The following is a 24,421-nucleotide window of genomic DNA, read 5'->3' as shown; positions in this document are numbered from 1 at the left end:
TGTATACTTAACGCGACTAAGAATAATTTTTAACATTGCTTTATTAAGGAATGCTCAATGATTTTCAAAAAATCTCTGCTTGCTACTTCTATTTTAGTTGCTACTTTAGGTTTGACCGCATGCGGTGGTTCAAGCTCAAATGACAACAATATCAATAATGGTCAGACCCCTGACACATCAACGAATGCAGCGCCAACCGCTGTTACTCTGACAAGTAAGGATGCAGACGCAACTGAAGTCACTGTGACTGAAAATATGGTTGCGGTAGAGATAGGTACTCTGGTTGTAACTGACAGCGACGATGACAGCCACACTTTTGAAGTGTCTGACTCGCGTTTTGAAGTTGTTGAAGGCGTTTTAAGATTAAAAGCCGGTGAACACCTGAACTATGAATTAGAGCAGGAAGTGACTGTTACGGTTACCGTTAATGACGGTGAAAACACGGAAGAATTCCAGGTTAAGTTTAAAGTACTGGACGAAATGGACTATGATTTCATCAGCCGTTTTGCAGAAGGTGAATCCAGTGTTGCTTACTCAGGCCAGATTGCACGTCACGTGTTAATCAAAGAGTTGTTCAATTACATTGGCAGCGCTCAGTTCGTTACGGACGCACAAGGCGAAAATGCAACAAAAGAAACGCTACTTACTGAGCTAAACAAGTTTTATGCCGTATCTGAAGAAGACTATAACAGCATCTGGGAAGATCGTGCTCTTACTGTGGTGACAGACCCTGCGGCACAGACTACTTTGACTGATATTTCATCTTCTCATAAAAACCTGAGTGGAAAAGTCGCTGGTAATGATGCAAAAGGTCAGTACAAAGATTGGACTGAAGATGGCAGCTTCGCTGGCTGGACAGCCATCGCAGCAGACGGTGAGACCCCAATTCCTGAGCTATTTGTAAAACAATTGTTTGATCAGTTAGCTGAGCGTGCGATTACAGGTAATGCAACCGCACCTGGTGGTGAAGAGATCGACACTATTTATGTGACTGAAACAGGTGTTGACCTTAATCAGTTGATCCAGAAGTTCCTATACGGTGCCGTGGCTTTCTCTCAGTCAGCGGATGATTATCTGGACTATGACACAGAAGGCAAAGGTCTGCAGACTGATAACACGGTTGCCGTTGACGGTAAAACTTACACTAACCTTGAGCATCAGTGGGATGAAGGTTTCGGCTACTTCGGTGCAGCGCGTAACTACATGAGCTACTCTGATGACGAGATTGCAGGTAAAGGCGGACGTGACGGCTTCAGCGCTGGTTACAACGATGCTAATGCTGATGGCAAAATTGACTTTAACTCAGAGTATAACTTTGGTAACTCGACCAACGCAGCTAAGCGTGACCGTGGTACTGTAGATAATGCAAATCCAACTGACCTGACTAAAGACGCATTTGAAGCGTTTTACAATGGTCGTAAGTTGATTAACGCAACTGAAGGCGCGCTTAGTGAAGCGCAAATGGATGAACTGAAAGGCCATGCGAAAGATGCACTGATGGCATGGGAAAAAGCCATTGCAGCAACCGTTGTACATTATATCAATGACACAACTAAAGACCTGGAAGCGCTGAAAGAAGGCGTAAATGGCGGTGAGTACAAAGCATCAGATTTCGCTACACTCGCTAAGCACTGGTCAGAAATGAAAGGCTTTGCACTGAACTTCCAGTTCAACCGTTTCTCACCTTTCTATGCAGAAGGTAATGTCGGTAAATTCGAGCAAATGCATGACCTGATGGGCACGCAGCCAGCGATCGAACCAAATGACGTAGATGCTTACATTGAGAAGCTGGGTCAGGCACGTGACATCCTTCAGGAAGTATACGGCTTTGATGCAGAGAATGTTGCTAACTGGTAAGTTATAAACGATTCTTTGAACTGTCAAAAGGTTAGCGTGTTTTGCTAGCCTTTTGCGTATCTAGACTATTCATTTGAGGCAAATAATGAGAAGACAAACCAGACCTATCTTACTGGCAACGGCCATTGGTTTGGCATTAAGCGGATGTGGTGAAAGCACGTCCAGCTCTGCGGGTCCAGGATACAATCAGGGTACCCCGGTGGTAGAGCCAACGACGTTCGATCAGAAAAAGCTCGTAGCGAACCTGACCGACAACGTTTTCACCCCCACGTTCCAGCAATTTGCTGACAAAGCAAGTGGACAAACCGCTGTGATTAAAGCGTATTGTGACCTGGAAACGGCATTTGATCCGACCTTGCAGGACGATGCTGCGAAAACAGCGCGTGATGAAGCATTACTCGCTGCACAAAATAGCTGGAAAGAGGCGATGGTGAGCTGGCAACATGCTGAATTGATGATCGTTGGTCCATTGCTGGCAGACGACAAAGCACTGCGTAAAGACATCTACTCCTGGCCAGATACCAATTATTGTAATGTTGATCAGGATGTGGCCTATTTTGCTGAGGGCGATATTAATGGTGTCCCTTACGATATCAGCAAGCGCAGTAATAAACGTCGTGGCTTAGACGCTCTTGAGTATTTATTGTTTAACAACGAGCTTGACCACAGTTGCTCTGCGGCAGCCAGTGGTGAAATTCTAGCCCAATGGAATACGCTCGAAGACCAACAACGCCGTGTCATGCGTTGTCAGTATGCAGTTGAGGTGTCCACTGATCTGAAAGCAACGTCAGAGCGACTAATGTTTGAATGGGCGGGCGAACAAGGCTACGCCGCTAAGCTAAAGAATGCGGGAGAGTCCGGTAGTGAATTTGCCACAGTCACTGAGGCGGTTAACCTTATTTCCGACGCGCTCTTTTATATGACCGAAGAGCTCAAGGATTATAAACTTGCAACACCGCTGGGCTTATTTGCTAACCAATGCGGTACTGAAGTGTGTCCTCAGGCAGTAGAATCGCGCTTTGCTGAGCATTCAATAGAAAATATCCAGGCCAATATCGCGGCATTTGAGCAAATCTTCCTTGGTCAGGGTACAGACAGTGAAGACACCACAGGCTTTGATGATTTCCTTGACGAACAAGATGCCAGTCAGACCAAAGAAGTGATGTTGCAGGGTATTGCAGATGCAAAAGCGGCGACAGATGCTCTGAATGGTAGCTTACAGCAAGCGTTAGAAGAAGACACCGCTGGTGTGACGAATACCCATGCTAAGGTCAAAGACGTTACTGATGAGCTTAAAAACGACTTTATTCAAAAGTTGGCGCTGGAACTTCCTAAAACATCGGCAGGTGATAGTGATTAAAGGACTCATGATGAAAAGATCTGTTTTAGCTATGGCTATTGCGCTGGCAGCACCTCAGGTGTTGGCAAACAGTGATGCAAACAATGACGACATGGAACACATTCAAATCCTGAGTCATTACGATAAACTTCGCACAGAAGCGGGCTCTGCGACGTTGTTGAGTGAAGAGCAGCTGGCGGAGTTTGAGTACGATGACATCCATCGTATATTAGCATCAGTACCGGGTGTGAATATCCGTGAGGAAGATGGCTATGGCCTGCGTCCGAACATCGGCTTTCGTGGTGTAACACCAGAACGAAGCAAAAAAATAACCATTATGGAAGATGGTGTATTGATTGGCCCGGCACCTTACTCTGCCCCTGCTGCTTATTATTTCCCTGTGACAACCCGGATGACAGCCGTTGAGGTCTTTAAAGGCCCAGCAGCTATCAAACATGGACCGCAATCTGTGGCTGGTGCACTGAATTTGGTTACTCGTGCGGTACCTGAGTTTTCTGAAGGTGCGATTGATTTGGCCACGGGCAGTGACGGTTACACCAAAGCGCACGCATATTTTGGGTCTGTGGTAAATAATGTTGGATTTTTGCTTGAAGGGGTGAATCTGCAAGCCGATGGCTTTAAAGACCTTGATGGGGGGGCAGATACCGGATTTGAGAAAAATGACCTGCTGGCTAAGTTCAATTATAAGCTGCAGCAAGGGGAGTTCGAGCACACGTTCGGACTTAAGCTCAGCTATGCTGACGAGCTATCTAATGAAACCTACCTGGGTCTGACTGATGCGGACTTTGATGCCACGCCATATCGGCGTTATGCTGCGTCTCAGCCTGACAACATGGATACTAAGCACAGTCAGGTAATGTTCTCCCACCATCTGAAATATCAGGATGTGAGTCTGACATCACGCGTTTATCGCAATGATTATGAGCGCGCCTGGTTAAAGCTGGACGGGTTGACCAACACCGATGCGACCTTACCTGAGATCCTTGCAAATCCGGAAGACGAGCAATATCAACGTTTGTATCAGGTGATCAGTGGCACGGCTGACTCGATTGCTGACAATGGTCGTCCTAATTACCTGTCCATGGGCACCAATGATCGTGAGTACTTCTCGCAGGGGATCCAGGTGGACGGGTCTGCCAAATTTAAGCTGGCAGGGTACGACAATACCTTATCGTTTGGTGTTCGCTTTCATGAAGATGAAATAGAGCGTAAGCACTTCAACGAAACTTACGGAATGAGAGACGGCAGTGCGTTTAATCTGGGCTTAGATAAAGTCTATACCTCCCAAAACACTGAAAATACCAAGGCCTGGTCTGTCTACCTTGAGGACAAGGTCACTATAGATGCCTTAACTTTGGGTGTGGGTATACGTGGTGAGCTGATGGACATGGCGTATCAGAATACCGTTGATGCAGACGACTGGCAGGATAAAACCACCCGGATCTGGTTGCCAGGTTTGAGTGGCTTCTATCAGCTGTCAGAAGACTCAGGTATTTTGTTTGGTGTTCATCAGGGGTTCTCTCCAGCCTCTCCGCAGCAGTCGGTTGATATCGAAATCGAGAAGAGCACCAACTATGAATTCGGCGGCCGCTTTAACGATGGGATAACTCAGCTTGAAGTGGTAAGCTTTTTCAATGATTACAGCAATCTGAAAGAAAGCTGCGGCCAGTCCAACTGTGGTGCGTTGGAAGTCGGCAAAGAGTTCAACGGCGGTGAGGCCCATGTCTATGGTCTGGAAGCTCAGTTTAGTCAGCGTTATCCTCTGAATCTGCAAATTGATATCCCTTACGGGTTTGTTTATACCTACACCAAAGGTGAATTCAAAAACGATCGATATACTAATTTTGCCCAATGGGGTCATGTAAAGAGCGGTGACGAGTTACCTTATCTGCCCGAGCATCAGGCCAGCTTTAACATCGGTGTGTCGGCTCCGGATTGGCGCGTATCACTTGCTGTAAAATATGTCGGCTCTATGTCTGAAGCGGCTGGGCGAAGCTGGGATAGCACTACAGACTCAAATGCACCAAATGGTAGCTATGATCTGGTGCTTGAAGGCAAAGAGGTGTCAGCTATTACAACCGTTGATCTGTCCGCAGTTTATGAGTTAGGTAAATATGGTCAGGTCTACGCTAAGGTCGATAATCTGCTGGATGAGACCAAGATTGTCAGCCGTCGTCCTTATGGGGCTCGGCCAGGCAAACCTCGCCAGTTTACACTGGGTTATAAATATTCATTCTAATCTGGATGAGTTAATGTCAGATGCACAATCCGCTGCTTATCTGACATAATTATGTATACTTACAGGGCCACTCATCAGTGGCCTTTTTTACAGGAGTCTGCCTACTATATGATAGAAACGCTCTGGCAAAGCTTGATATCTTTGCCCGGTTATTTACTGGATGCCAACAAACGCATTTATTGGCTCTACCTGCTTGGTGCGGTTGCAATGGCTGGTTTGGTTTACAACAAACTACAAGGCCCTCGTTCGTTTAAAGGATTTCTGGGGTTTCTGTTCCCACGTGATGTGTGGCTGTCTGACAGTGCGAAACTGGATTATGGCTTATTTGTTGTCAACAAACTGATCAAAGCACTGACGTTTGCGCCTATCGTATTAACTATGGTACCCGTTGCTATTGCTGTCTCTGATGGTCTTGAGTGGTTATTTGGTGCACCATTGCATTTGGCCTGGCATGATTCAGTGGTGATTTTTCTGTTCACACTGATGTTGTTTCTGGTCGATGACTTTACGCGTTACCTGTTGCATCTTGCGTTACATAAAATCCCGTTTCTTTGGGAGTTTCATAAGGTGCATCATTCTGCAAAAGTGCTGACTCCATTCACTATTTACCGCTCTCATCCGGTTGAAAGTTACTTGTATGCATGTCGGATGGCTCTGACGCAGGGGATTGTGGTTGGTCTGGGCTATTTTGTCTTCGGTACGGCGCTGAGCATGTTTGATATTCTGGGTGCGAATGCTTTCGTCTTTTTATTCAATATTTTTGGTTCGAATCTGAGGCATTCACACATCTGGTTCAGTTGGGGGGACAAGATAGAAAACTGGTTTATCAGCCCGGCACAACACCAGATCCATCATAGTGCTGATCCGGCTCATTTTGATACTAATCTGGGTTCGGCACTGGCCATCTGGGACAGAATGGGGCGAACTTTGATCCGTGCATCAGCAGTGACCAACATTGAAATCGGCGTAGGTCGATACGACGCAGGTCATGATAGCTTAAGTGCCATATATCTGAAGCCGCTGCGAGAAGCGTGGTTTAGCTTGCTGCCAAAGAAAGTACGTGGTGGTGTGAAAGAAGAGAAATAGGCTGGCGACGGGCATTGCCAGCCTATAAGGGAGAGTAGGCTCCCATAAATTGAAACTTAGTGCACCTGACCTGGCGAGGTGCGATAGAATCCCAGCGCGTTTAGTTGCTCAATAATCGCTGGGTCGTCTAATCTGTCAGGGGTTGCCTGATCGCGTAAAAAGTGTTCTTTAGGGACTGCATGCATGTCCAGCATTTTGTGAAAAAGAATGTCCCTAATTGTCAACGCTGTCATTCCTGAATCTTGAATAGCATCCAATTGCGCTTGCAGTTTCGCGAGCGGGCCTGCATTTGCATCATCCACCGCTGCAGGAAAGTAAGAAGCCGATTTATTTTTTAACATGCTTGCCCTCTCGAATAATATGGTCCCCACTCAATGTTCCTGATTGAGGGGTATAAGTATAAGATTTAAATTGAGAAAATAGATTAGTGCAACTAACCTACTGAGCCCAGTGTACTTCGAATTGAGGGGCAATTACCAACGATGATGTAAAGCTTTGTAAATCGTAGAGTTACAAAACCGTCAGAGTTATGTGCCTGATTTTTAGACGTCTAGATGTAACTATATGATGCGGAATTAGAAATAATTCTCAGTACCCCTATCGATACTGAGAATTATTTTTTAGTCTATGAAAATAATTTTTCTTTAACGTGTTCTGCGAAGCCGCTACCGGCCTCCAGATAGAAGTTATAAGTTGAATGTACACCCAAATCTTCAAGTTCTTTTTGTTGATCCGGATAGTTGGCGATAGCGGTAACCTGACCTGAAAAGCCTGACGCTTTTAGCTGCTCCAGCGCGTAAATATTCTGCATATGCTTGGGCATTGCCAACATAACCATTGCTACATTAGAGTGATTTACGCGTTGCCAGAAATCTGGGTCAGTTGCATCGGCCAGCAGTACGCGGCGCTCCAGGCTGATGTGTTTTTCTACCACCTCAGGTTTGATATCTACACCAGCGACTGAACCCGGATAGGAGGCATGAATGGTCTCATAAGCACCTGTACCAATACGCCCCATGCCAAAGATCACTATACGCGTGTCGGTCAGATTAACTGGTAATTCTTCTTCTAGTCGCTTATCACTCTCAAACTTAACCAGCAGGGGTTCCAGCTTCACATAAATTTCGTTTGCCTTCTTATTGAGCGGTGTGGCGAGCACAAACGTCACTGAAACTGCCAGTGCAACCACAGCCAGCCAGTCGGCGGTGATCATGCCACTGCTGGCTGCTACAGCACACACGATCAGGCCAAATTCACTGTAGTTTGACAGTGTAAATGCGCTGAGTAGCGATGTCCGGGCACGTAGTCTGAACATATTGGTATACAGATAATAAATGAAGACTTTAACTGGTAACACAACGGCAAGTAATACGGCAATCAGCACAGCTTCGAGCGAGATATTGGCATTCAGGCCAATGTTGAGGAAAAAGCCGACCAACAAGATATCTTTGACATTGAGCAGAGCTTTAGAGAGTTCACCTGCTTTTTTATGCGGGGCAAACAACATGCCTATGATCAGGGCACCTAAATCACCTTTAAGACCTGCTAACTCGAATCCGTGGTAACCGAGCACCAGTGCAAAGAAGAATCCGAATAAGGGTAATAATTCGCCGTGTTTTGAACGGTTGAGTATCCAAAATAGCAGCGGTCGCAACAATGGCAAACCAACCAGCAGAGCAAGCGCCCATACATTGGGAGATTTTCCTGTGCTGATAGCGAGGAAGATTACAGCAAAGATATCCTGCATAACCAGGATCCCGATGGAAATTTTACCATGCAGACTGGCCATCTCGCCTCGTTCTTCCAGTACTTTAACAGCAAAAACGGTGCTGGAGAAACTGAACGCAAATCCAACCAGGCAGGCACTTTGCCACGACAAGTCAACGAATAAAGGCAAGCCAAACGCACCCAGCATCAGCAGCAAGGAGGCGAAAAAAGCAATGCTGGTCACCAAGTGTAAACTGGCGGGTGCCCAAACCTGAGGTTTAATCAGATTCGAGACCTTCAGTTTTAGACCAATACTGAACAGTAATAGTGTGACACCCAAATCGGCTAGTTGGGTGAGTAAGTCGGTACTGCTGTGGCCTAACAGATTGAGCACAAAACCCGCCAGCAAAAAGCCAATTAAAGGCGGGAGTTTAAGTTGGTAGACAGAAAAGCCACAGGCAAAGGCAACGGCAAAGTACAGTAATTCCATAGTGATTCAGTCAAGTCTAAGGTGTTAGCAGTGTAACAAAACAAACTGATATATAAATGAAAAATTGGCCGCTTTAGTGAATAGTAAGTGCTGTATGATGCTAGTAATAAGGTTTATCTCCAACTATTTGGCTGATCACTATAAATTTTCGCTGACAAACCAGAAAAAATGTGGTTAAGATGCGGATAAGGGGACATCCTCGAGAGGAGATAAGATGTTTAAAAAGCTCTTGGCATCCGTAGGTATTGGTGCCGCGAAAGTAGATACAATTTTAGAAACAGAACACCTGCATCCGGGCCAGAAATTTCAGGCGCAGATCGTTGTTGTGGGTGGAGATGTGGAACAAGAAATTAGCGGTTTAGAGTTAGCGCTGATGACGAAAGTCAAGGTTGAAGGAGACAATGGCGAGTACTACGCAAATCAGGTCATTGAAAAGTGGCGTGTGGGTAGCCAATTCACCATAGCACCGGGTGAAAAGAAAGTGATCCCGTTTGAGGCCAGATTGCATTCAGAAACTCCGATTACCGAAATCAATGCACCGTATAACCATAGTTATGTGTGGTTGGAAACCGGATTGGATATCGACCTGGCTTTAGATCCGAGTGACAAAGATCTGTTGCATATATATCCAAATGAAGCCGTTAAAAACTGCTTAATGGCAATGGAGAAACTCGGCTTTCGAATGATTAAAGCAGATGTTGAGCGCGGTTATCTGAAAGCATCGAATTTTCAATCGGTATCTGGTTGTTATCAGGAAATAGAATACCGTCCCGCGAATACGTCCTTGTTCGGACTTCAGGAAGTTGAGTTGTCTTTTGTGCCGGAAGCACATCGCACGCATGTGCTGATTGAGCTCGACAGAGCCTTTCGTGGAGATGGCTACGTAGACCTGACGGTTGAGCATGACCACGTTAACCTGTCTCAGTTGTGTGACCAGCTGGAAAGGCTATTTGCCTGAATCTATTCTACGCCTCATCGGAGGCGTATCTACCCACAGTGATAAAACCCATGCAAGTTAAAACCTTTTACCAGTTGTCACATGACGAGCTCTTCAGTATTTTGAAAACCCGGATTGCCGTGTTTGTTGTTGAACAGGCTTGCGCTTATCAGGAAATTGATGAGGTTGACAGGGCCGCTGATACACATCACGTTTTCTTAATTAAGCAGGGGGAAGTGCAGGCATATGCCCGCTGTTACAAGCCACAATCCAATACCAGTGCCATTGGACGCGTGCTGGTATCGCCAGAATGTCGGGGGAATGGGGTTGCACAAACTTTGATGACCCGAGCGATAGAGACCTGTCACGCTCACTATGGTGCACAACCGATTAAAATCGCAGCGCAAACTTACCTGACTCACTTTTATCAGTCTCTCGGCTTTGTACCTTGTGGCGAGGCATATCTGGAAGACGGGATTGAGCACATAGACATGATATTGCGCTAGAGCTAGAGTGGGTACTGGTATACAGTGGGCACTATATACCAGTTTAGCGGTATGTAGTGCTAATCAGAGTTGTTTAAGTGCTTCGATGGCACCCTGGTAGTCAGGCTCACTGGCCAGATTACTGACCAGCTGCTTGTATACCACTTTATGGTCTTTGTTTAAGACCAAAACCGCTCTGCTTAATAATCCCATATCTTTGATGTAGAGTCCGTACTTAGCGCCGAAGTCACGCCAGACTGAATCTGACAGGGTATCAATCTGGTCGATGTTTTCTGTTTTACAAAAACGCTTTTGTGCAAATGGCAGGTCTGCACTGATGGTGAGCATTGCTACGCCAGCAAACTCCTTAGCTACTTTTTCATTGAAGTACTTGGTTTGTAGACTACAAATCCCGGTGTCCAGGCTCGGCACCACACTGATCAGAACGGGTTTTCCCTGATAGTTGGCTAAGGTAACAGGTACAAAGTTGCCATCGACAACTTTAAAGTCAGGTGCAGTGTCGCCGACTTTAATGCCCTGGCCTAATAAGGTAACAGGCTTTCCCTGAGCGTTGACTTTGCCCGCGTCAACCTGATTTTCAGGCAACTCACTGGCATGGATTGGGTTGGCAATTGTCAATAGAGACGCAGCAAGCAAGGTTAAGATCCGCATAACGTATTCCCTTTTAAATTTTTTGCAATTCTCGTCAGTGTATTATACTGAAATTATATAACCAACCTTTGCAGTAAATTGGATTGTAAATCAGTCAAGCTTTGATTACCATGTAAGTCCTAAAATGCTGCTGTGTCATAACTATAATTAGAAAAATTTCGGCTTCTTACAATGAGTTAGCCGCTAAGCGAAGAGAGCTTTTATGTCAACACCTGTCCTGATATGCGATGATTCAAAATTGGCTCGCCGGCAACTGGCGCGGTCATTGCCGGACGACTGGGATATTAAAGTAGAATTTGCTGAGCACGGCCTGGACTGTATTGAAAAAATAAAAGTGGTCTCGCCTGAGATACTTTTTTTGGATTTAAACATGCCTCACATGGATGGATATGAGGTGTTACAAGCAATAAACGAACAAGGATTGAATGTTTTGACAGTCGTCGTCTCTGGAGATATCCAGCCAAACGCGCACCAAAGAGTCATAGAACTGGGCGCAATAGATTTTATTCGAAAACCCTGTGATGCCGCGAAGCTTGAAGAAATCATCACTCATCATGGGATCAAAGACAAAGCCATTCGGGCCAATCTGGTGCATAAACTCGGGGAGCAGCTTGAGCCTGAGATCCGTGATATCTATCAGGAGATCACCAATGTCGCGATGGGTCAGGCTGGTGATTTACTGGCACGCTTGTTGAACGTCTTCGTAGAATTACCTATTCCGAATGTCAACGTCCTTGAGGTCAGTGAACTGCATATGGCATTGCAAGCCATCGATGCCAGCGCCACAACGTCCGGTGTGTGCCAAGGGTTCATCGGTGGTGGTGTATCCGGAGAAGCCCTACTCCTGCTCAATGATTCCAGTTTTAAAGAAATTGCGTCGTTGATGAGTTATCAAGGAGAGCTCAATCAAAAAGTGGAGCTTGAGTTGCTCATGGACATCAGTAATATTCTGATAGGAGCAATATTGACCGGACTCTCGAAGCAGCTCGACATGCCATTCAGCCAGGGCCACCCTGTGGTACTAGGGCAGCATTGCGAAGTGTCCGAACTGGTGAAGGCAAATAAAGCCAGGTGGCAACGTACGTTAGCGATTGAAATTAGTTACGGGATCGAAAACCATGACATTAATTGTGATTTAATGTTGTTGTTTACCGAAGACTCACTGAAAACACTCAAATATAAAGTTGAGTACCTGCTAGAAGATTAGAATTATGCCTGCATCTGATTTTGACATGAATGAGATCCATTGGTTAATGGATATGTTTAACACAGTTGATGTTGGCCTGGTCGTACTGGACAGGCATTATCGAGTGTGCGTCTGGAATGGTTTTATGGAAAACCATTCCGGGTTATTGCCAAGCGCGGTTAAAGACAAAGACGTGTTCGACTTATTCCCTGGTATTGACGAAGCGTGGTTTAAGAGTAAATCAGAACCGGTTTTTGTATTGAAGAACCGCTCGTTTACTATCTGGGAGCAGCAGCCCTATATTTTTCGGTTCAAGAATTATCGGCCAATTACTGGCAAAGCCGACTATATGTATCAAAATGCGACTTTTATTCCACTAACGACAGTGACCGGCGAAGTGGGGCACATCTGTGTCATCATTTACGATGTGACTGACGAAGCCATGAACAAGCTTGAACTTGAAAAGGTCAATAAAACTCTGGAAAAAATGAGCCGCACTGACAGCCTCACTAAACTGGCAAATCGTGGTTATTGGGAGGAGAGCTTAAGGACAGAGTTCAAACGCTTGCAGCGCAGTCATGGTAGCAGCAGTTTGCTGATGTTTGACATCGACTTCTTTAAACGCATAAATGATGCCTACGGGCATAGCGGCGGTGATGAGGCTATTCGCCATATCTCTGACTTGCTACAAAAGACACTTCGTGAAACAGATGTTGCAGGCCGTTATGGTGGTGAGGAGTTTGCAGTAACCTTAGTTGATACCGACGCCGAAGGCGCCAAAGTATTTGCAGAGAGGCTGCGTAGCTTAATCGAGAATTCAGTTATTTATTATGATAACAAAGAGATTAAATTAACGGTGAGCCTCGGCATTGCATGTTGTGATGACAATTTCGAAAAGTACGAGCAGTGGATAGAGGCTGCAGACACCGCTTTGTACCATTCAAAAGAAAATGGTCGTAACACGGTGACTGTGTACGACCCTTCGATGGCCCATTAATTAAGTCTGATATTTGTAGTGACAAAGAAAAAAGCCCTTATCACAAGGGCTTTTTGCTATAAAGTGTCTTCTTTACTTTCCTGGGGACACTGGCCCAGTATGTTCACTGACCCATCATCCTGAAGCTCTTCAAGTTTAACGGGGAAGCCCCATAATCGATACAGGTGCTTTATTACTTCTTTCTTCGAATCTGCAAGAGGTACTTTGTTATGCGGTACGTACCTCAAAGTTAGTGAGCGGTCACCTCGTATATCAACATTGTAAACCTGAATATTTGGTTCATGATTACTCAAGTTGTAATGAGCAGACAGACTATTTCTGACTTTCTGATAGCCTGATTCATCATGAATAGCGCCGACCTCCAGGTGAGGGGACTTTTCCTGATCTATAATGGTGAACAGCTTAAAATCGCGCATTATTTTTGGCGACAAAAACTGGCTCACAAAACTTTCGTCTTTAAAATTCTCCATAGCAAAGTGCAGCGTATCCAGCCAATCTTTACCGGCAAACTCCGGAAACCAATACTTGTCTTCATCCGTTGGGTTTTCACAGATACGACGTATATCGACCATCATATTAAAGCCCAGCGCATAGGGGTTAATGCCCGAGTAAAATTTGCTGTTGTAGGGAGGCTGATAAACCACATTGGTATGGCTTTGCAAAAACTCCAGCATGAATGCATCACTTAACTTCCCCTCGTCATACAGGTGGTTAAGGATCGTGTAATGCCAAAATGTTGCCCACCCCTCGTTCATGACCTGAGTTTGTCGTTGTGGATAAAAGTACTGAGAGACTTTGCGTACAATCCGAATTATCTCACGTTGCCAGGACTCCAGCAGCGGTGCGTTTTTCTCGATGAAGTACAGAATGTTTTCTTGTGGCTCAGATGGGAACTTTACGTCTTCTCGTTCATCCTGTTGCTTGCCTTGAGGAATGGTCCGCCAGAGTTCATTGACCTGTGACTGTAGATAGTCTTCACGTTCTTTTTGACGCTTCTGTTCCTCGTACATTGATATCTGCTGAGGGCGTTTATAGCGGTCCACGCCATAATTCATCAGAGCATGACAAGAATCCAGTAAGTTTTCTACCTCATCTATTCCGTATTTTTGCTCGCACTTGGCAACATAGTTTTTTGCGAAAACCAGATAATCAATAATTGAAGAAGCGTCTGTCCAGGTTTTGAACAGGTAATTGCCTTTAAAAAAGGAATTATGTCCGTAGCAGGCATGTGCCATTACCAGCGCCTGCATTGGCATGGTATTTTCTTCCATTAAATAGGCAATGCAGGGGTCTGAATTAATCACAATTTCATAAGCCAGGCCCATTTGCCCTCGTTTATAAGTCTGCTCAGTCTGGATAAACTTCTTACCGTAAGACCAGTGTGCATAGCCAATGGGCATGCCAACGCTGGAGTAGGCGTCCATCATTTGCTCTGCGGTGATCACTTCAATCTGGTTCGGATAGGTATCCAGTCTATAATGGGCCGCTACACGGGCAATTTCAGCCTGATACTCCTCAAGCAGGTCGAACGTCCAATCCGGGCCATCATTTAGCGGGTTATACGTCATAGGCACTCCCCCTGTTAGGCTGCATTCTGTTGTCGGTTTTTCTTGAACAGCTCTCTGAATATCGGATAGATATCTTCCACCGACCGAATATGCTGCATGGCAAAGTTGTCAAATGTGTCCGCAATACCTTGGTATTCGCGCCACAGACTCTGGTGAGCACGTGTGGTGATTTCGATATAGGCGTAGTAACGCACCGTGTTTAGCAGTTTGTTCGTCAATATATCAGTACAATGTGGAGAGTCATCCGCCCAATTATCGCCATCAGATGCTTGCGCGGCATAGATATTCCAATCGCCCTGCGCATAACGATCAGCGATAATTTCATCCATTAATTTCAACGCACTCGACACAATGGTACCGCCCGTTTCCTGCGAGTAGAAAAACTCCTGCTCGTCGACCTCTTTGGCTTGTGTATGGTGACGAATATAAACGACTTCAATGTCTTTGTAGGTGCGTGTTAAAAACTGATAGAGCAAAATATAAAAGCGCTTTGCCATATCTTTAGTTGCCTGATCCATTGAGCCTGACACATCCATCAAACAAAACATGACTGCTTTGCTCGTAGGGTGCGGTCGCTTTTCGTAGTTCCTGAACCGCAAATCGTAATTATCAATGAATGGCACTGCTTCAATTTTACGTTTCAGTTCTGCAATTTCCTGCTCTAGCTGTTGGATTTCGGTTTGTTTAGGAACGGGTTCTTGCAACAATAGTTCAAGCTTATCTTCCAACTCTTTAAGTTGTTTTCTTTTACTGGCTGTCATAGCAATTCGGCGTGCAACAGATCCTTTTAAAGATCGCACAATGTCGAGATTACTGGGCATACCGTCATTACAAAAGCCCGCTCTGTGTGTTTTCATTTGTACCAACTTGTCGAGTTGGCTTTTTTGTAAGTTTGGTAACTCAAGGTCTTCAAACAACAGGTCAAGATATTCGTCTTTCGATATGGAAAAAACGAAATCATCCTGGCCTTCACCTTGATCACTCGCATTGCCCTCACCAGCACCTCCGCCCTGGCCTGAGGGCGGACGCTGAATTTTGTCACCGGTTGTGAACTGATCGTTGCCCGGGTGAATGTGCTCGCGATTACCGCCTTTGCCTTGATGGAAAATCGGTTCACTGATATCTCGCTGCGGTATAGAGATGCTCTCACCGCTTGAAATATCAGTGACACTCCTTTTATTGATGGCGTCAGAAACAGCTTCTTTTATCTGTTTCTTGTAACGTCTAATAAAGCGCTGACGATTCAGCGTGCTTTTATTCTTGCCATTCAGTCGACGATCGATGAAATGTGCCATAGAACACCCTCCAACCGCTAATGTTATTGAGATTTTCTAACCCGTAAATACCACTCGGAAAGTAAGCGGACTTGCTTTTGGGTATAGCCTTTTTCCATCATACGATTGACAAAGTCTTCGTGTTTTTTCTGATCTTCAGCTGAGGTTTTCGCATTGAATGAGATAACGGGTAACAACTCTTCTGTGTTCGAGAACATTTTTTTCTCGATCACCGTTCTGAGTTTTTCGTAACTTGTCCAGACAGGGTTTGCACCATTATGGTGAGCACGAGCTCTCAACACAAAGTTGACGATCTCATTACGAAAATCTTTAGGGTTCGAAATGCCTGCTGGCTTTTCAATTTTTTCAAGCTCAGCATTGAGTGCTGCTCTGTCGAATAGCTGGCCAGTATCCGGGTCGCGGTATTCTTGATCTTGTATCCAAAAATCGGCGTACGTGACATAACGGTCGAAAATATTTTGTCCATACTCTGAGTACGATTCAAGGTACGCCGTTTGTAGCTCTTTGCCAATAAACTCGACATATTGTGGGATCAAGTAGCCTTTCAGGTGACTGAGGTAACGCTCCTGGACTTCTGCACTGAATTGCTCACGTTCAATCTGTTGCTCCAGTACATAAAACAAGTGTACAGGGTTGGCAGCAACCTCTGCATGATCAAAGTTAAATACACGTGACAATATTTTGAATGCAAAGCGAGTTGACAAGCCTGTCATGCCCTCATCGACCCCAGCGTAGTCTCGATACTCCTGATAAGACTTCGCTTTTGGATCTGTGTCTTTGAGGCTCTCACCATCATAAACACGCATCTTAGAATAGATACTGGAATTTTCAGGCTCATTGATACGAGACAGAGTTGAAAATTTAGCTAAGGTTTCTAGCGTACCAGGAGCACAAGGTGCAGTTTTGAGTTCACTATTTTCAATGAGTTTTTTGTATATCTTAACTTCTTCCGAAACACGTAAGCAGTAGGGCACTTTAACGATAAAGACCCGATCCAGAAACGCTTCATTGTTTTTATTATTTTTAAATGATTGCCATTCCGACTCGTTGGAGTGCGCTAAAATTATGCCGTTAAAGGGCAGAGCCGAGATACCCTCTGTGCCATTATAGTTGCCTTCCTGCGTTGCGGTGAGTAATGGGTGCAGCACTTTAATGGGGGCTTTAAACATCTCTACAAATTCCATTAAGCCCTGATTCGCTAAACACAGTGCGCCTGAATATGAGTAGGCATCTGGATCATTTTGAGCGTAATGCTCCAGTTTACGAATATCGACTTTACCAACCAATGCGGAAATGTCCTGGTTGTTTTCGTCGCCTGGTTCAGTTTTGGCGATGGCCGTTTGGTCTAAAATTGAAGGGTAGCGTTTTACTACTCTAAACTTGGATATGTCACCGTTAAATTCATGCAATCGCTTAGTTGCCCAAGGTGACATCACTGTTCGCAAATAACGGCTGTTAATGCCATACTCTTTATCAAGTAGTTCACCATCTTCGAGCGGATTAAACAGGCTCAGTGGGTGGTCGTTGACCGGGGAGCCTTTAATTGCATAAATGGGTACCTGCTGCATTAGGTACTTGAGTTTTTCAGCAATTGAGGACTTACCGCCACCGACTGGGCCAAGCAAGTAAAGTACTTGCTTGTACTCTTCCAGGCCTTGTGCGGCGTGTTTTAGGTAAGAAACGATCTGTTCAATGGCGTCTTCCATGCCATAAAACTCATGGAAAGCGGGGTAGCGTGCGATGACGCGATTTGAGAACAGACGGCTGAGCCGCGCATCTGTCGAAGTATCAACCATTTCAGGTTCACCAATTGCCATTAGCAGGCGCTCAGGGGCGCTCGCATATGCAGCTTTATCTTCTTTACATATTTCCAAATATTCCGCAATCGTGAACTCTTCTTCTTGGGACGCTTCGTATCTGGACTGGTAATGCTCAAATATACTCATAATGAACTCCAATAACCTGTTGATGATGCGGTCTCTTAATGCAAGGCTACTTAAAGCTTAGTCGGGTTATTTAAAAATTGCCTAAAAATTCCAGTAATTTAATGTCTATTCAGCTCAATGCATTAGTGTGGAATATGGGCGTCAATTGACCTTAAGGAGCTTTTACTTACAGATTTCATACAAATGGTCAAATTAGGATAGTAAGGCAGGTATCTAAATGCCAATTAGCCCGTCTGAATATGTAATTCAGTTCCTGTATTGGTGTCAGCAGTGCATAACGAAAATGAGCTATGTGTAGTACATCTCAGGTGTTGGAATTGAAGTGTTTAATATTAGGAATAACGGACGATGAAAAGGGTAACAAAAAAGGCGCTAAAAAGCGCCTTTTACACTATCTCAGAATTAAGCAAGGTTCGCGTTTGCGAAATCCCAGTTAACCAGTGCCCAGAAACCTTTCAGGTAGTCTGGACGAACATTACGGTAGTCAATGTAGTAAGCGTGTTCCCACAGGTCTACGGTGATGATTGGCGTTACGCCTGCTTCCGTTAACGGAGTTGCCGCGTTAGAAGTATTAACGATATCCAAAGAACCGTCAGCAAGTTGTACCAACCAAGTCCAGCTAGAACCGAAGTTGTTAACAGCTTTGTCATTGAATGCTTCCTGGAATGCTGCGAAAGAGCCCCATTTTGCATTGATCAGCTCAGCGACCTTACCAGTAGGCTCGCCACCTGCATTTGGTGCAAGGCTGTGCCAGTAGAAAGTGTGGTTCCAGATCTGCGCTGCGTTGTTGAATACGCCGCCTTCTGAATTACATACGATTTCTTCTAAAGATTTGTTCTCAAGGTCTGTGCCTTGAATAAGGCCGTTTAGTTTTACAACGTACGTGTTGTGGTGTTTACCGTGGTGGAACTCAAGCGTTTCCTGAGAAATATGCGGCTCAAGCGCGTTGATAGCATACGGAAGTGACGGTAGTTCAAAAGCCATGTTAATCTCCATTTCGTTGTTAAATTGTCAAAGCAAATAAAAGCAATGTCTTTCTTAGCTTACATTTCTATACGATTTGACGGCATATAGTGATATTATAATTCCTGAGTATTTTACTCAAGTTTTGGCAAACAGCAATGGCAATAGCCAAGACTTGTAAAATGAATGGCTCAGATTGCATTTATTTTGTACGGGCAGAGTAACGGCTGACAGGCGGTGCCTGGCAAAGCGGATGCGATTATGGGTTATGCTATCGTCATTTTGAGGTAAATAATGGAAACCATTGAAAAGATTAAACAGCAAATCGCAGAGAATCCGATCATTCTATATATGAAAGGGTCACCTAAGCTACCTAACTGCGGTTTTTCCTCGCAGGCATCTCAGGCGCTGATGGCGTGTGGTGAACAGTTTGCTTACGTCGATATTTTGCTTAACCCGGACATTCGTGCTGAGCTGCCTCATTATGCCAACTGGCCGACTTTTCCACAGCTATGGGTTGAGGGAGAGCTGATCGGTGGGTGTGACATCATTATCGAGATGTTCCAAAAAGGCGAATTGCAGCCATTGATTGCTGAAACAGCCGCTAAGTATAAAGAAGACGACGCTGAAAAAGCCGAGTAAGTCTGATTTAACTCATGGTGGGGCATGTGACTGTTGGTTGCATGCCCTTTTTTGTTCCTTTTTCCTCCTTTCAGTTCTTGTACCGCACCAGCTTATTTGTGCATTTATCATTGATATCTTTTCTCTTGTTTCACGGTGTATTTTAAGTTTTGCAACACTCGGTTTACGCATGCGTCAAGCTCGCGTCCTGCACAAATCAAGGGGTTGCCAAATTCACAAGGTGAATAGTGAATATTTATTCATTTCAATAGTGGGGTTACGTTAACGTAAACTTCCCTTATTTTGTGGGGTTCGTCCTATTTTTTTGATTTGATACCGGTGTCATTTTGTGGTTCTCTACCTTTATTCAATATTCTTTTATATGAGAAGAAGTGATTTGAGTACCTTTTAATGAGAAATATTCATATAAGTGAATAACTATTCTTTATTGTATTGACTCGAATACTAATCAAGGCTAGCTTTGATTATCTGCCAGTAGTTCGTCTGAAATTACCGGCTGGCAGTTGTAGCAAGGGGAGGAGTCCATGTTATATGACTCGGCATTAGAAAAAGAAAACTGTGGTTTTGGCTTGATTGCGCACACGCAAGGTCAGGCGAGCCATAAGCTGATCCGTACGGCAATTACTGGCCTGGACAGAATGCAGCATCGCGGGGGCATAGCTGCGGATGGAAAAACAGGGGATGGGTGTGGCTTGCTGCTACAAAAACCCGATAGTTTTTTCAGAGCAATTGCAGCTGAGAATGATTGGCATCTTGGGAAAAACTATGCAGTAGGCATGGTGTTTCTTAACCAGGATCCGTCATTTGCCAAGCAAGCACGTGACATCATCAACGAAGAATTAGAAAAAGAAACTTTAACGCTCGTCGGTTGGCGGACAGTGCCGACAGACCCGGGTATGCTTGGCCCAATCGCTACCGAGCAGCTGCCTCAGTTTGAGCAGGTGTTTGTGTCTGCCCCGGAAGGGTGGCGACCAAAAGACCTGGAGCGCCGACTGTACATTGCACGTCGGCGTATTGAAAAGCGTCTGGAAGCAGATCCGGACTTTTACATTGCGAGCCTGTCGGGCCTGGTGACTATATACAAAGGCCTGATGATGCCGGCCGATCTGCCAAACTTTTATCTGGACTTGGCAGACATCCGAATGACAAGCGCCATCTGTGTATTTCACCAGCGCTTTTCGACTAACACACAACCGCGTTGGCCGTTGGCGCAGCCATTTCGTTATCTGGCGCATAATGGTGAAATCAATACCATCACTGGTAACCGTCAGTGGGCAAAAGCGCGGGCCTATAAGTTTGCTTCGCCATTGCTACCAGACTTGCAAAATGCCGCGCCATTTGTCAATGAAAGCGGTTCAGACTCTTCCAGCCTGGACAATATGCTCGAACTATTTCTGGCTGGTGGCATGGATATCTTTCGCGCGATGCGCATGTTGGTGCCACCTGCGTGGCAAAAAAACCGAGCTATGGATGATGAGCTCAGAGCATTTTACGACTTTAATTCAATGCACATGGAGCCCTGGGATGGTCCCGCAGGTATCGTGATGTCTGATGGTCGCTTTGCAGCATGTAACCTGGACAGAAATGGCCTGCGGCCTGCACGGTATGTGATCACGCAAGATGGATTTATTACTTTGGCCTCTGAAGTCGGAATTTGGGATTACGAGCCCGATGAAGTCATTGAGAAAGGCCGTGTTGGGCCTGGTGAACTGTTGGTAGTGGACACACTGCATGGCAAAATCTGGCAATCCGACGAAATCGACGAAGACCTTAAGGCCAGACACCCTTATAAAACCTGGCTAGAGCAAAACGTTAAGCGGCTAACACCATTTGAAGCCCTGGCTGAAGCGGATGCGGGTCAACGGGATTTTGATGACGATACCTTGCTGACTTATCAAAAGCTGTTTGCTTACAGCAATGAAGAAATTGAGCAAGTGATCCGGGTGATGGGCCAAAATGGTCAGGAAGCCACAGGGTCTATGGGAGATGACACACCGTTTGCTGTGCTGTCGGAAGGGATCCGTTCGCTCTACGACTATTTCAGACAAAAGTTCGCACAGGTCACCAATCCACCAATTGATCCGTTACGAGAAAACCACGTGATGTCATTGGCGACCTGCATTGGTCGTGAACAGAATGTGTTTAACGAAACCACCGGGCACGCTAAACGGCTACAGTTTGATTCACCGGTTTTGACCTATTCAGATATTCAGCAATTGCTGGCTGCTGATGACGATCATTACAGTGCGTGTCGTATTTCTTTGAACTACGATCCTCAAGCCGAAAGTCTGCAAAGTGCAATCGCTCGGATCTGTGATGAAGCGCAAGAAAAAGCAGCACACGGTTGTGTGATGTTGTTATTAAGCGACCGAGCTATTAGTAAAGATACTATGCCGGTACCCGCAGCGATGGCAGTCGGAGCGGTGCAGCAACGGTTAGTAAATTCCAATCTGCGTTGTGACTCAAACATTATCGTGGAGACGGGCAGTGCACGCGACCCACATCAGTTTGCTGTTTTGCTCGGGTTTGGTGCAACCGCAGTTTACCCTTACCTGGCTTACGAGACTCTGGTTGCTTTGTGCGACAGCAAAGTCATCGATAAAACCTACCGCGATGTCACCTTAGCTTATCGCAATGCGATTAATAAGGGCCTGTACAAGATCATGTCCAAAATGGGGATCAGTACAATTGCGTCTTATCGTTGTTCTATGCTGTTTGAGGCGGTGGGTTTGTCAGGCGAAGTTGTTGATATTTGTTTTAAAGGCGTAAGCAGCCGGATACAGGGCGCAGGCTTTGCGGAGTTTGAGGCTGACGGCGTGCAGTTACACAAACTGGCGTATAGCAAACGTAAGCTACTGTCACATGGTGGTTTATTAAAATTCGTCCATGGCGGCGAGTATCATGCCTATAACCCGGATGTTGTACAGTCACTTCAGGTTGCAGTGCGCTCTGGTAACTATGCGGATTATCAAAAATATGCGGATCTGGTAAACAATCGTCCAGTGACCAATTTACGGGATCTACTCAAGGTCAATACCAGCGGTCCCGCAATAGATGTTGACCAGGTCGAGCCAGCGACTGAGTTATATAAACGCTTTGATTCAGCGGCAATGAGTATCGGCGCGCTTTCGCCAGAAGCTCATGAGGCCCTGGCGATTGCTATGAACCGGCTTGGTGGCTGCTCCAACTCCGGTGAAGGTGGTGAGGATAAACTCCGATTTGGGACTGAGAAAAACTCGCGTATTAAGCAAGTGGCATCAGGCCGTTTTGGGGTGACACCCCATTATTTGCAAAGTGCAGATGTGATCCAGATAAAGGTCGCACAGGGCGCGAAGCCTGGAGAAGGCGGTCAGTTACCGGGTGAAAAGGTGACGCCATATATCGCTAAATTAAGATATTCAGTGCCAGGGGTCACCTTGATCTCTCCACCGCCGCACCATGATATTTACTCCATTGAGGACTTAGCGCAGCTGATCTTTGACCTCAAGCAAGTCAATCCTAAAGCCATGATCTCTGTCAAACTGGTGTCTGAGCCTGGAGTAGGCACCATAGCGACCGGTGTGGCGAAGGCCTACGCAGACTTAATTACCATAGCGGGATATGACGGTGGTACAGGCGCAAGCCCGCTTACCTCAGTTAAGTATGCAGGCAGTCCCTGGGAGCTAGGCCTCGCTGAGACTCAGCAAGCTCTGGTTGAGAACGGGTTGCGTCATCGTATCCGTTTGCAAACGGATGGTGGCTTGAAGACGGGCCTGGATATCATCAAAGCGGCCATTCTCGGCGCTGAAAGCTTTGGCTTCGGCACCGGACCTATGGTTGCGCTGGGTTGTAAATACCTGCGTATTTGTCACCTCAATAACTGTGCGACAGGTGTCGCTACGCAGGATGAAACACTGCGACAGAAGCACTACCATGGCCTGCCAGAAATGGCGATGAACTACTTCCGTTTCATCGCTCAGGAAGCAAGAGAGCTCATGGCGTCGATAGGGGTAAGCAAGCTGACCGACCTGATTGGTCGAACGGACCTGCTTGAGGTGCTGGAAGGCACGACTGCAAGACAGCAAAAGCTTGATCTGCAACCCTTACTGGCAAAACCTGCGAATCCTTCGGGCGAAACGCTCTTTTGCAGTGCGCCAAATACATCGCACTATCAAGGCCAATTGAATGAGAGCTTACTGGATAAGGCAAAACAGGCGATTGACGATAAAACCGGCACTTCCTTGGTGAATCGGATTAAAAATACCGATCGCTCCGTGGGCGCCATGTTATCTGGCTATATTGCTTCGCGGCACGGCAATCAGGGGATGGCTGCAGATCCTGTCGTGATTGAGCTACATGGCACTGCCGGGCAAGCATTTGGTGTCTGGAATGCCGGTGGTCTGGAAATGACTCTGGTTGGTGATGCGAATGACTACGTTGGCAAAGGTATGGCGGGTGGTAAGCTGGTGCTGCGTCCACCGGTTGGCTCGAGCTTCCAGACGCACCTTGCCACGATTGCTGGTAATACCTGCTTGTATGGAGCCACCGGCGGTAAGTTATATGCAGCTGGTCGTGCCGGAGAGCGTTTTGCAGTTCGCAATTCAGGTGTTCAGGCCATAGTGGAAGGGCTAGGTGATAATGGTTGTGAATACATGACCGGGGGCGTGGTGTGCGTACTGGGTCAGGTAGGGGTTAACTTTGGCGCTGGTATGACAGGCGGTTTTGCCTATGTGCTGGACGAGGCCGGGGATTTTGATAAACGCTACAATCCTGAGCTGGTTGAAGTGCTGTCGCTGGAAGGGCTGGCAACTATGCAGGAGCACTTACGAGGCCTGATCGCTGAACATCTTGAGCATACGGCGTCATGCCGGGCAGAGCAGATCCTGGCTAACTTTGAGCTGTATGTGCCTATGTTTAGGCTTATCAAACCAAAATCTAGCGATGTAAAGAGCTTGTTGGGACACCGTGCGCGTAGCAGTGCTGAATTACGTGTACAGGCACAGTAGGGGGAA

17 protein-coding genes are annotated in these 24,421 nt (G+C 46.0%); 10 read left to right on the top strand and 7 right to left on the bottom strand.

What is annotated here, in order from left to right; translation table 11 throughout:
* Positions 1-57: 57 nt before the first annotated feature.
* The 4 genes from MHN31_RS02215 (at position 58) to MHN31_RS02200 (ending at position 6,542) form a co-directional block, all read left to right on the top strand.
* Entirely contained in the window at positions 58-1,857 is a 1,800-nt protein-coding gene (locus MHN31_RS02215; RefSeq protein WP_239443353.1) for a DUF4856 domain-containing protein, read from the top strand.
* An 85-nt stretch (positions 1,858-1,942) separates the two neighbouring features.
* Positions 1,943-3,217, top strand: a complete 1,275-nt coding sequence (locus MHN31_RS02210) for an imelysin family protein (RefSeq protein WP_239443352.1) — start codon at positions 1,943-1,945, stop codon at positions 3,215-3,217.
* A 10-nt stretch (positions 3,218-3,227) separates the two neighbouring features.
* A complete protein-coding gene (locus MHN31_RS02205) occupies positions 3,228-5,456 on the top strand; it encodes a TonB-dependent receptor (protein ID WP_239443351.1) in 2,229 nt (742 codons plus the stop codon).
* Between the two features lie 108 nt (positions 5,457-5,564).
* A complete protein-coding gene (locus MHN31_RS02200; RefSeq protein WP_239443350.1) occupies positions 5,565-6,542 on the top strand; it encodes a sterol desaturase family protein in 978 nt (325 codons plus the stop codon).
* A 56-nt stretch (positions 6,543-6,598) separates the two neighbouring features.
* Here MHN31_RS02200 and MHN31_RS02195 read toward each other — a convergent pair whose 3' ends face one another.
* Together MHN31_RS02195 and MHN31_RS02190 are read right to left on the bottom strand one after the other, a co-directional pair.
* Positions 6,599-6,883 carry a hypothetical protein gene (locus MHN31_RS02195; RefSeq protein WP_125560177.1) on the bottom strand — a complete coding sequence of 95 codons (285 nt, stop codon included), beginning with the start codon at positions 6,881-6,883 and terminating at the stop codon, positions 6,599-6,601.
* 284 nt (positions 6,884-7,167) lie between these two features.
* The gene (locus tag MHN31_RS02190) at positions 7,168-8,739 is read right to left on the bottom strand and encodes a cation:proton antiporter family protein (protein ID WP_125560179.1); all 1,572 of its coding nucleotides are present in this window, start codon (positions 8,737-8,739) and stop codon (positions 7,168-7,170) included.
* Positions 8,740-8,953: 214 nt separating this feature from the next.
* On the opposite strand from MHN31_RS02190, the gene MHN31_RS02185 reads away from it, so the two are divergent.
* Both MHN31_RS02185 and MHN31_RS02180 read left to right on the top strand, forming a co-directional pair.
* The gene (locus tag MHN31_RS02185) at positions 8,954-9,697 is read left to right on the top strand and encodes a sporulation protein (RefSeq protein ID WP_138537525.1); all 744 of its coding nucleotides are present in this window, start codon (positions 8,954-8,956) and stop codon (positions 9,695-9,697) included.
* A 50-nt stretch (positions 9,698-9,747) separates the two neighbouring features.
* On the top strand, positions 9,748-10,182 hold the full coding sequence (locus MHN31_RS02180; RefSeq protein ID WP_239443349.1) for a GNAT family N-acetyltransferase: 435 nt from the start codon (positions 9,748-9,750) through the stop codon (positions 10,180-10,182).
* A 63-nt stretch (positions 10,183-10,245) separates the two neighbouring features.
* Here the strand turns inward: MHN31_RS02180 and tpx are convergent, their stop codons facing one another.
* Positions 10,246-10,833 (bottom strand): thiol peroxidase, encoded by a 588-nt coding sequence (tpx, locus tag MHN31_RS02175; protein ID WP_125560183.1) that lies wholly within the window; start codon positions 10,831-10,833, stop codon positions 10,246-10,248.
* 202 nt (positions 10,834-11,035) lie between these two features.
* Between tpx and MHN31_RS02170 the strand changes: the two genes are divergently transcribed.
* Positions 11,036-12,040 carry a response regulator gene (locus MHN31_RS02170; protein WP_125560185.1) on the top strand — a complete coding sequence of 335 codons (1,005 nt, stop codon included), beginning with the start codon at positions 11,036-11,038 and terminating at the stop codon, positions 12,038-12,040.
* Between the two features lie 4 nt (positions 12,041-12,044).
* Complete coding sequence (locus MHN31_RS02165; protein WP_125560187.1) at positions 12,045-13,016, top strand: diguanylate cyclase; 972 nt, start codon at positions 12,045-12,047, stop codon at positions 13,014-13,016.
* 56 nt (positions 13,017-13,072) lie between these two features.
* Here MHN31_RS02165 and MHN31_RS02160 read toward each other — a convergent pair whose 3' ends face one another.
* From MHN31_RS02160 to MHN31_RS02145, 4 genes are all read right to left on the bottom strand, one after another.
* Positions 13,073-14,584, bottom strand: a complete 1,512-nt coding sequence (locus MHN31_RS02160; RefSeq protein WP_239443348.1) for a SpoVR family protein — start codon at positions 14,582-14,584, stop codon at positions 13,073-13,075.
* 14 nt (positions 14,585-14,598) lie between these two features.
* Positions 14,599-15,879 carry a YeaH/YhbH family protein gene (locus tag MHN31_RS02155; protein ID WP_125560189.1) on the bottom strand — a complete coding sequence of 427 codons (1,281 nt, stop codon included), beginning with the start codon at positions 15,877-15,879 and terminating at the stop codon, positions 14,599-14,601.
* A gap of 23 nt (positions 15,880-15,902) precedes the next feature.
* Positions 15,903-17,825: a PrkA family serine protein kinase gene (locus MHN31_RS02150; RefSeq protein ID WP_010382242.1), complete on the bottom strand. Its 1,923-nt coding sequence runs from the start codon at positions 17,823-17,825 to the stop codon at positions 15,903-15,905.
* 402 nt (positions 17,826-18,227) lie between these two features.
* Complete coding sequence (locus MHN31_RS02145) at positions 18,228-18,809, bottom strand: Fe-Mn family superoxide dismutase (protein WP_010382239.1); 582 nt, start codon at positions 18,807-18,809, stop codon at positions 18,228-18,230.
* 273 nt (positions 18,810-19,082) lie between these two features.
* On the opposite strand from MHN31_RS02145, the gene MHN31_RS02140 reads away from it, so the two are divergent.
* Together MHN31_RS02140 and gltB are read left to right on the top strand one after the other, a co-directional pair.
* On the top strand, positions 19,083-19,430 hold the full coding sequence (locus MHN31_RS02140; protein WP_046006741.1) for a Grx4 family monothiol glutaredoxin: 348 nt from the start codon (positions 19,083-19,085) through the stop codon (positions 19,428-19,430).
* A 524-nt stretch (positions 19,431-19,954) separates the two neighbouring features.
* A complete protein-coding gene (gltB, locus tag MHN31_RS02135; RefSeq protein ID WP_239443347.1) occupies positions 19,955-24,415 on the top strand; it encodes a glutamate synthase large subunit in 4,461 nt (1,486 codons plus the stop codon).
* Positions 24,416-24,421 lie beyond the last annotated feature (6 nt).

The organism is Pseudoalteromonas sp. McH1-42 (genome assembly GCF_022347845.1).
Lineage (GTDB): Bacteria > Pseudomonadota > Gammaproteobacteria > Enterobacterales > Alteromonadaceae > Pseudoalteromonas > Pseudoalteromonas rubra_D.
The sequence above is the reverse complement of the archived record's forward strand: the minus strand, read 5'-3'. Positions and strand labels throughout refer to the sequence as shown.

Excerpts from the sequence above, each read along its gene's own strand:
- gltB (WP_239443347.1), top strand. The coding sequence starts at position 19,955 with ATGTTATATGACTCGGCATTAGAAAAAGAAAACTGTGGTTTTGGCTTG.
- MHN31_RS02165 (WP_125560187.1), top strand. The coding sequence starts at position 12,045 with ATGCCTGCATCTGATTTTGACATGAATGAGATCCATTGGTTAATGGAT.
- MHN31_RS02155 (WP_125560189.1), bottom strand. The coding sequence starts at position 15,879 with ATGGCACATTTCATCGATCGTCGACTGAATGGCAAGAATAAAAGCACG.
- MHN31_RS02200 (WP_239443350.1), top strand. The coding sequence starts at position 5,565 with ATGATAGAAACGCTCTGGCAAAGCTTGATATCTTTGCCCGGTTATTTA.
- tpx (WP_125560183.1), bottom strand. The coding sequence starts at position 10,833 with ATGCGGATCTTAACCTTGCTTGCTGCGTCTCTATTGACAATTGCCAAC.
- MHN31_RS02180 (WP_239443349.1), top strand. The coding sequence starts at position 9,748 with ATGCAAGTTAAAACCTTTTACCAGTTGTCACATGACGAGCTCTTCAGT.
- MHN31_RS02150 (WP_010382242.1), bottom strand. The coding sequence starts at position 17,825 with ATGAGTATATTTGAGCATTACCAGTCCAGATACGAAGCGTCCCAAGAA.
- MHN31_RS02160 (WP_239443348.1), bottom strand. The coding sequence starts at position 14,584 with ATGACGTATAACCCGCTAAATGATGGCCCGGATTGGACGTTCGACCTG.
- MHN31_RS02185 (WP_138537525.1), top strand. The coding sequence starts at position 8,954 with ATGTTTAAAAAGCTCTTGGCATCCGTAGGTATTGGTGCCGCGAAAGTA.
- MHN31_RS02190 (WP_125560179.1), bottom strand. The coding sequence starts at position 8,739 with ATGGAATTACTGTACTTTGCCGTTGCCTTTGCCTGTGGCTTTTCTGTC.
- MHN31_RS02205 (WP_239443351.1), top strand. The coding sequence starts at position 3,228 with ATGAAAAGATCTGTTTTAGCTATGGCTATTGCGCTGGCAGCACCTCAG.
- MHN31_RS02210 (WP_239443352.1), top strand. The coding sequence starts at position 1,943 with ATGAGAAGACAAACCAGACCTATCTTACTGGCAACGGCCATTGGTTTG.
- MHN31_RS02145 (WP_010382239.1), bottom strand. The coding sequence starts at position 18,809 with ATGGCTTTTGAACTACCGTCACTTCCGTATGCTATCAACGCGCTTGAG.
- MHN31_RS02215 (WP_239443353.1), top strand. The coding sequence starts at position 58 with ATGATTTTCAAAAAATCTCTGCTTGCTACTTCTATTTTAGTTGCTACT.
- MHN31_RS02140 (WP_046006741.1), top strand. The coding sequence starts at position 19,083 with ATGGAAACCATTGAAAAGATTAAACAGCAAATCGCAGAGAATCCGATC.
- MHN31_RS02195 (WP_125560177.1), bottom strand. The coding sequence starts at position 6,883 with ATGTTAAAAAATAAATCGGCTTCTTACTTTCCTGCAGCGGTGGATGAT.
- MHN31_RS02170 (WP_125560185.1), top strand. The coding sequence starts at position 11,036 with ATGTCAACACCTGTCCTGATATGCGATGATTCAAAATTGGCTCGCCGG.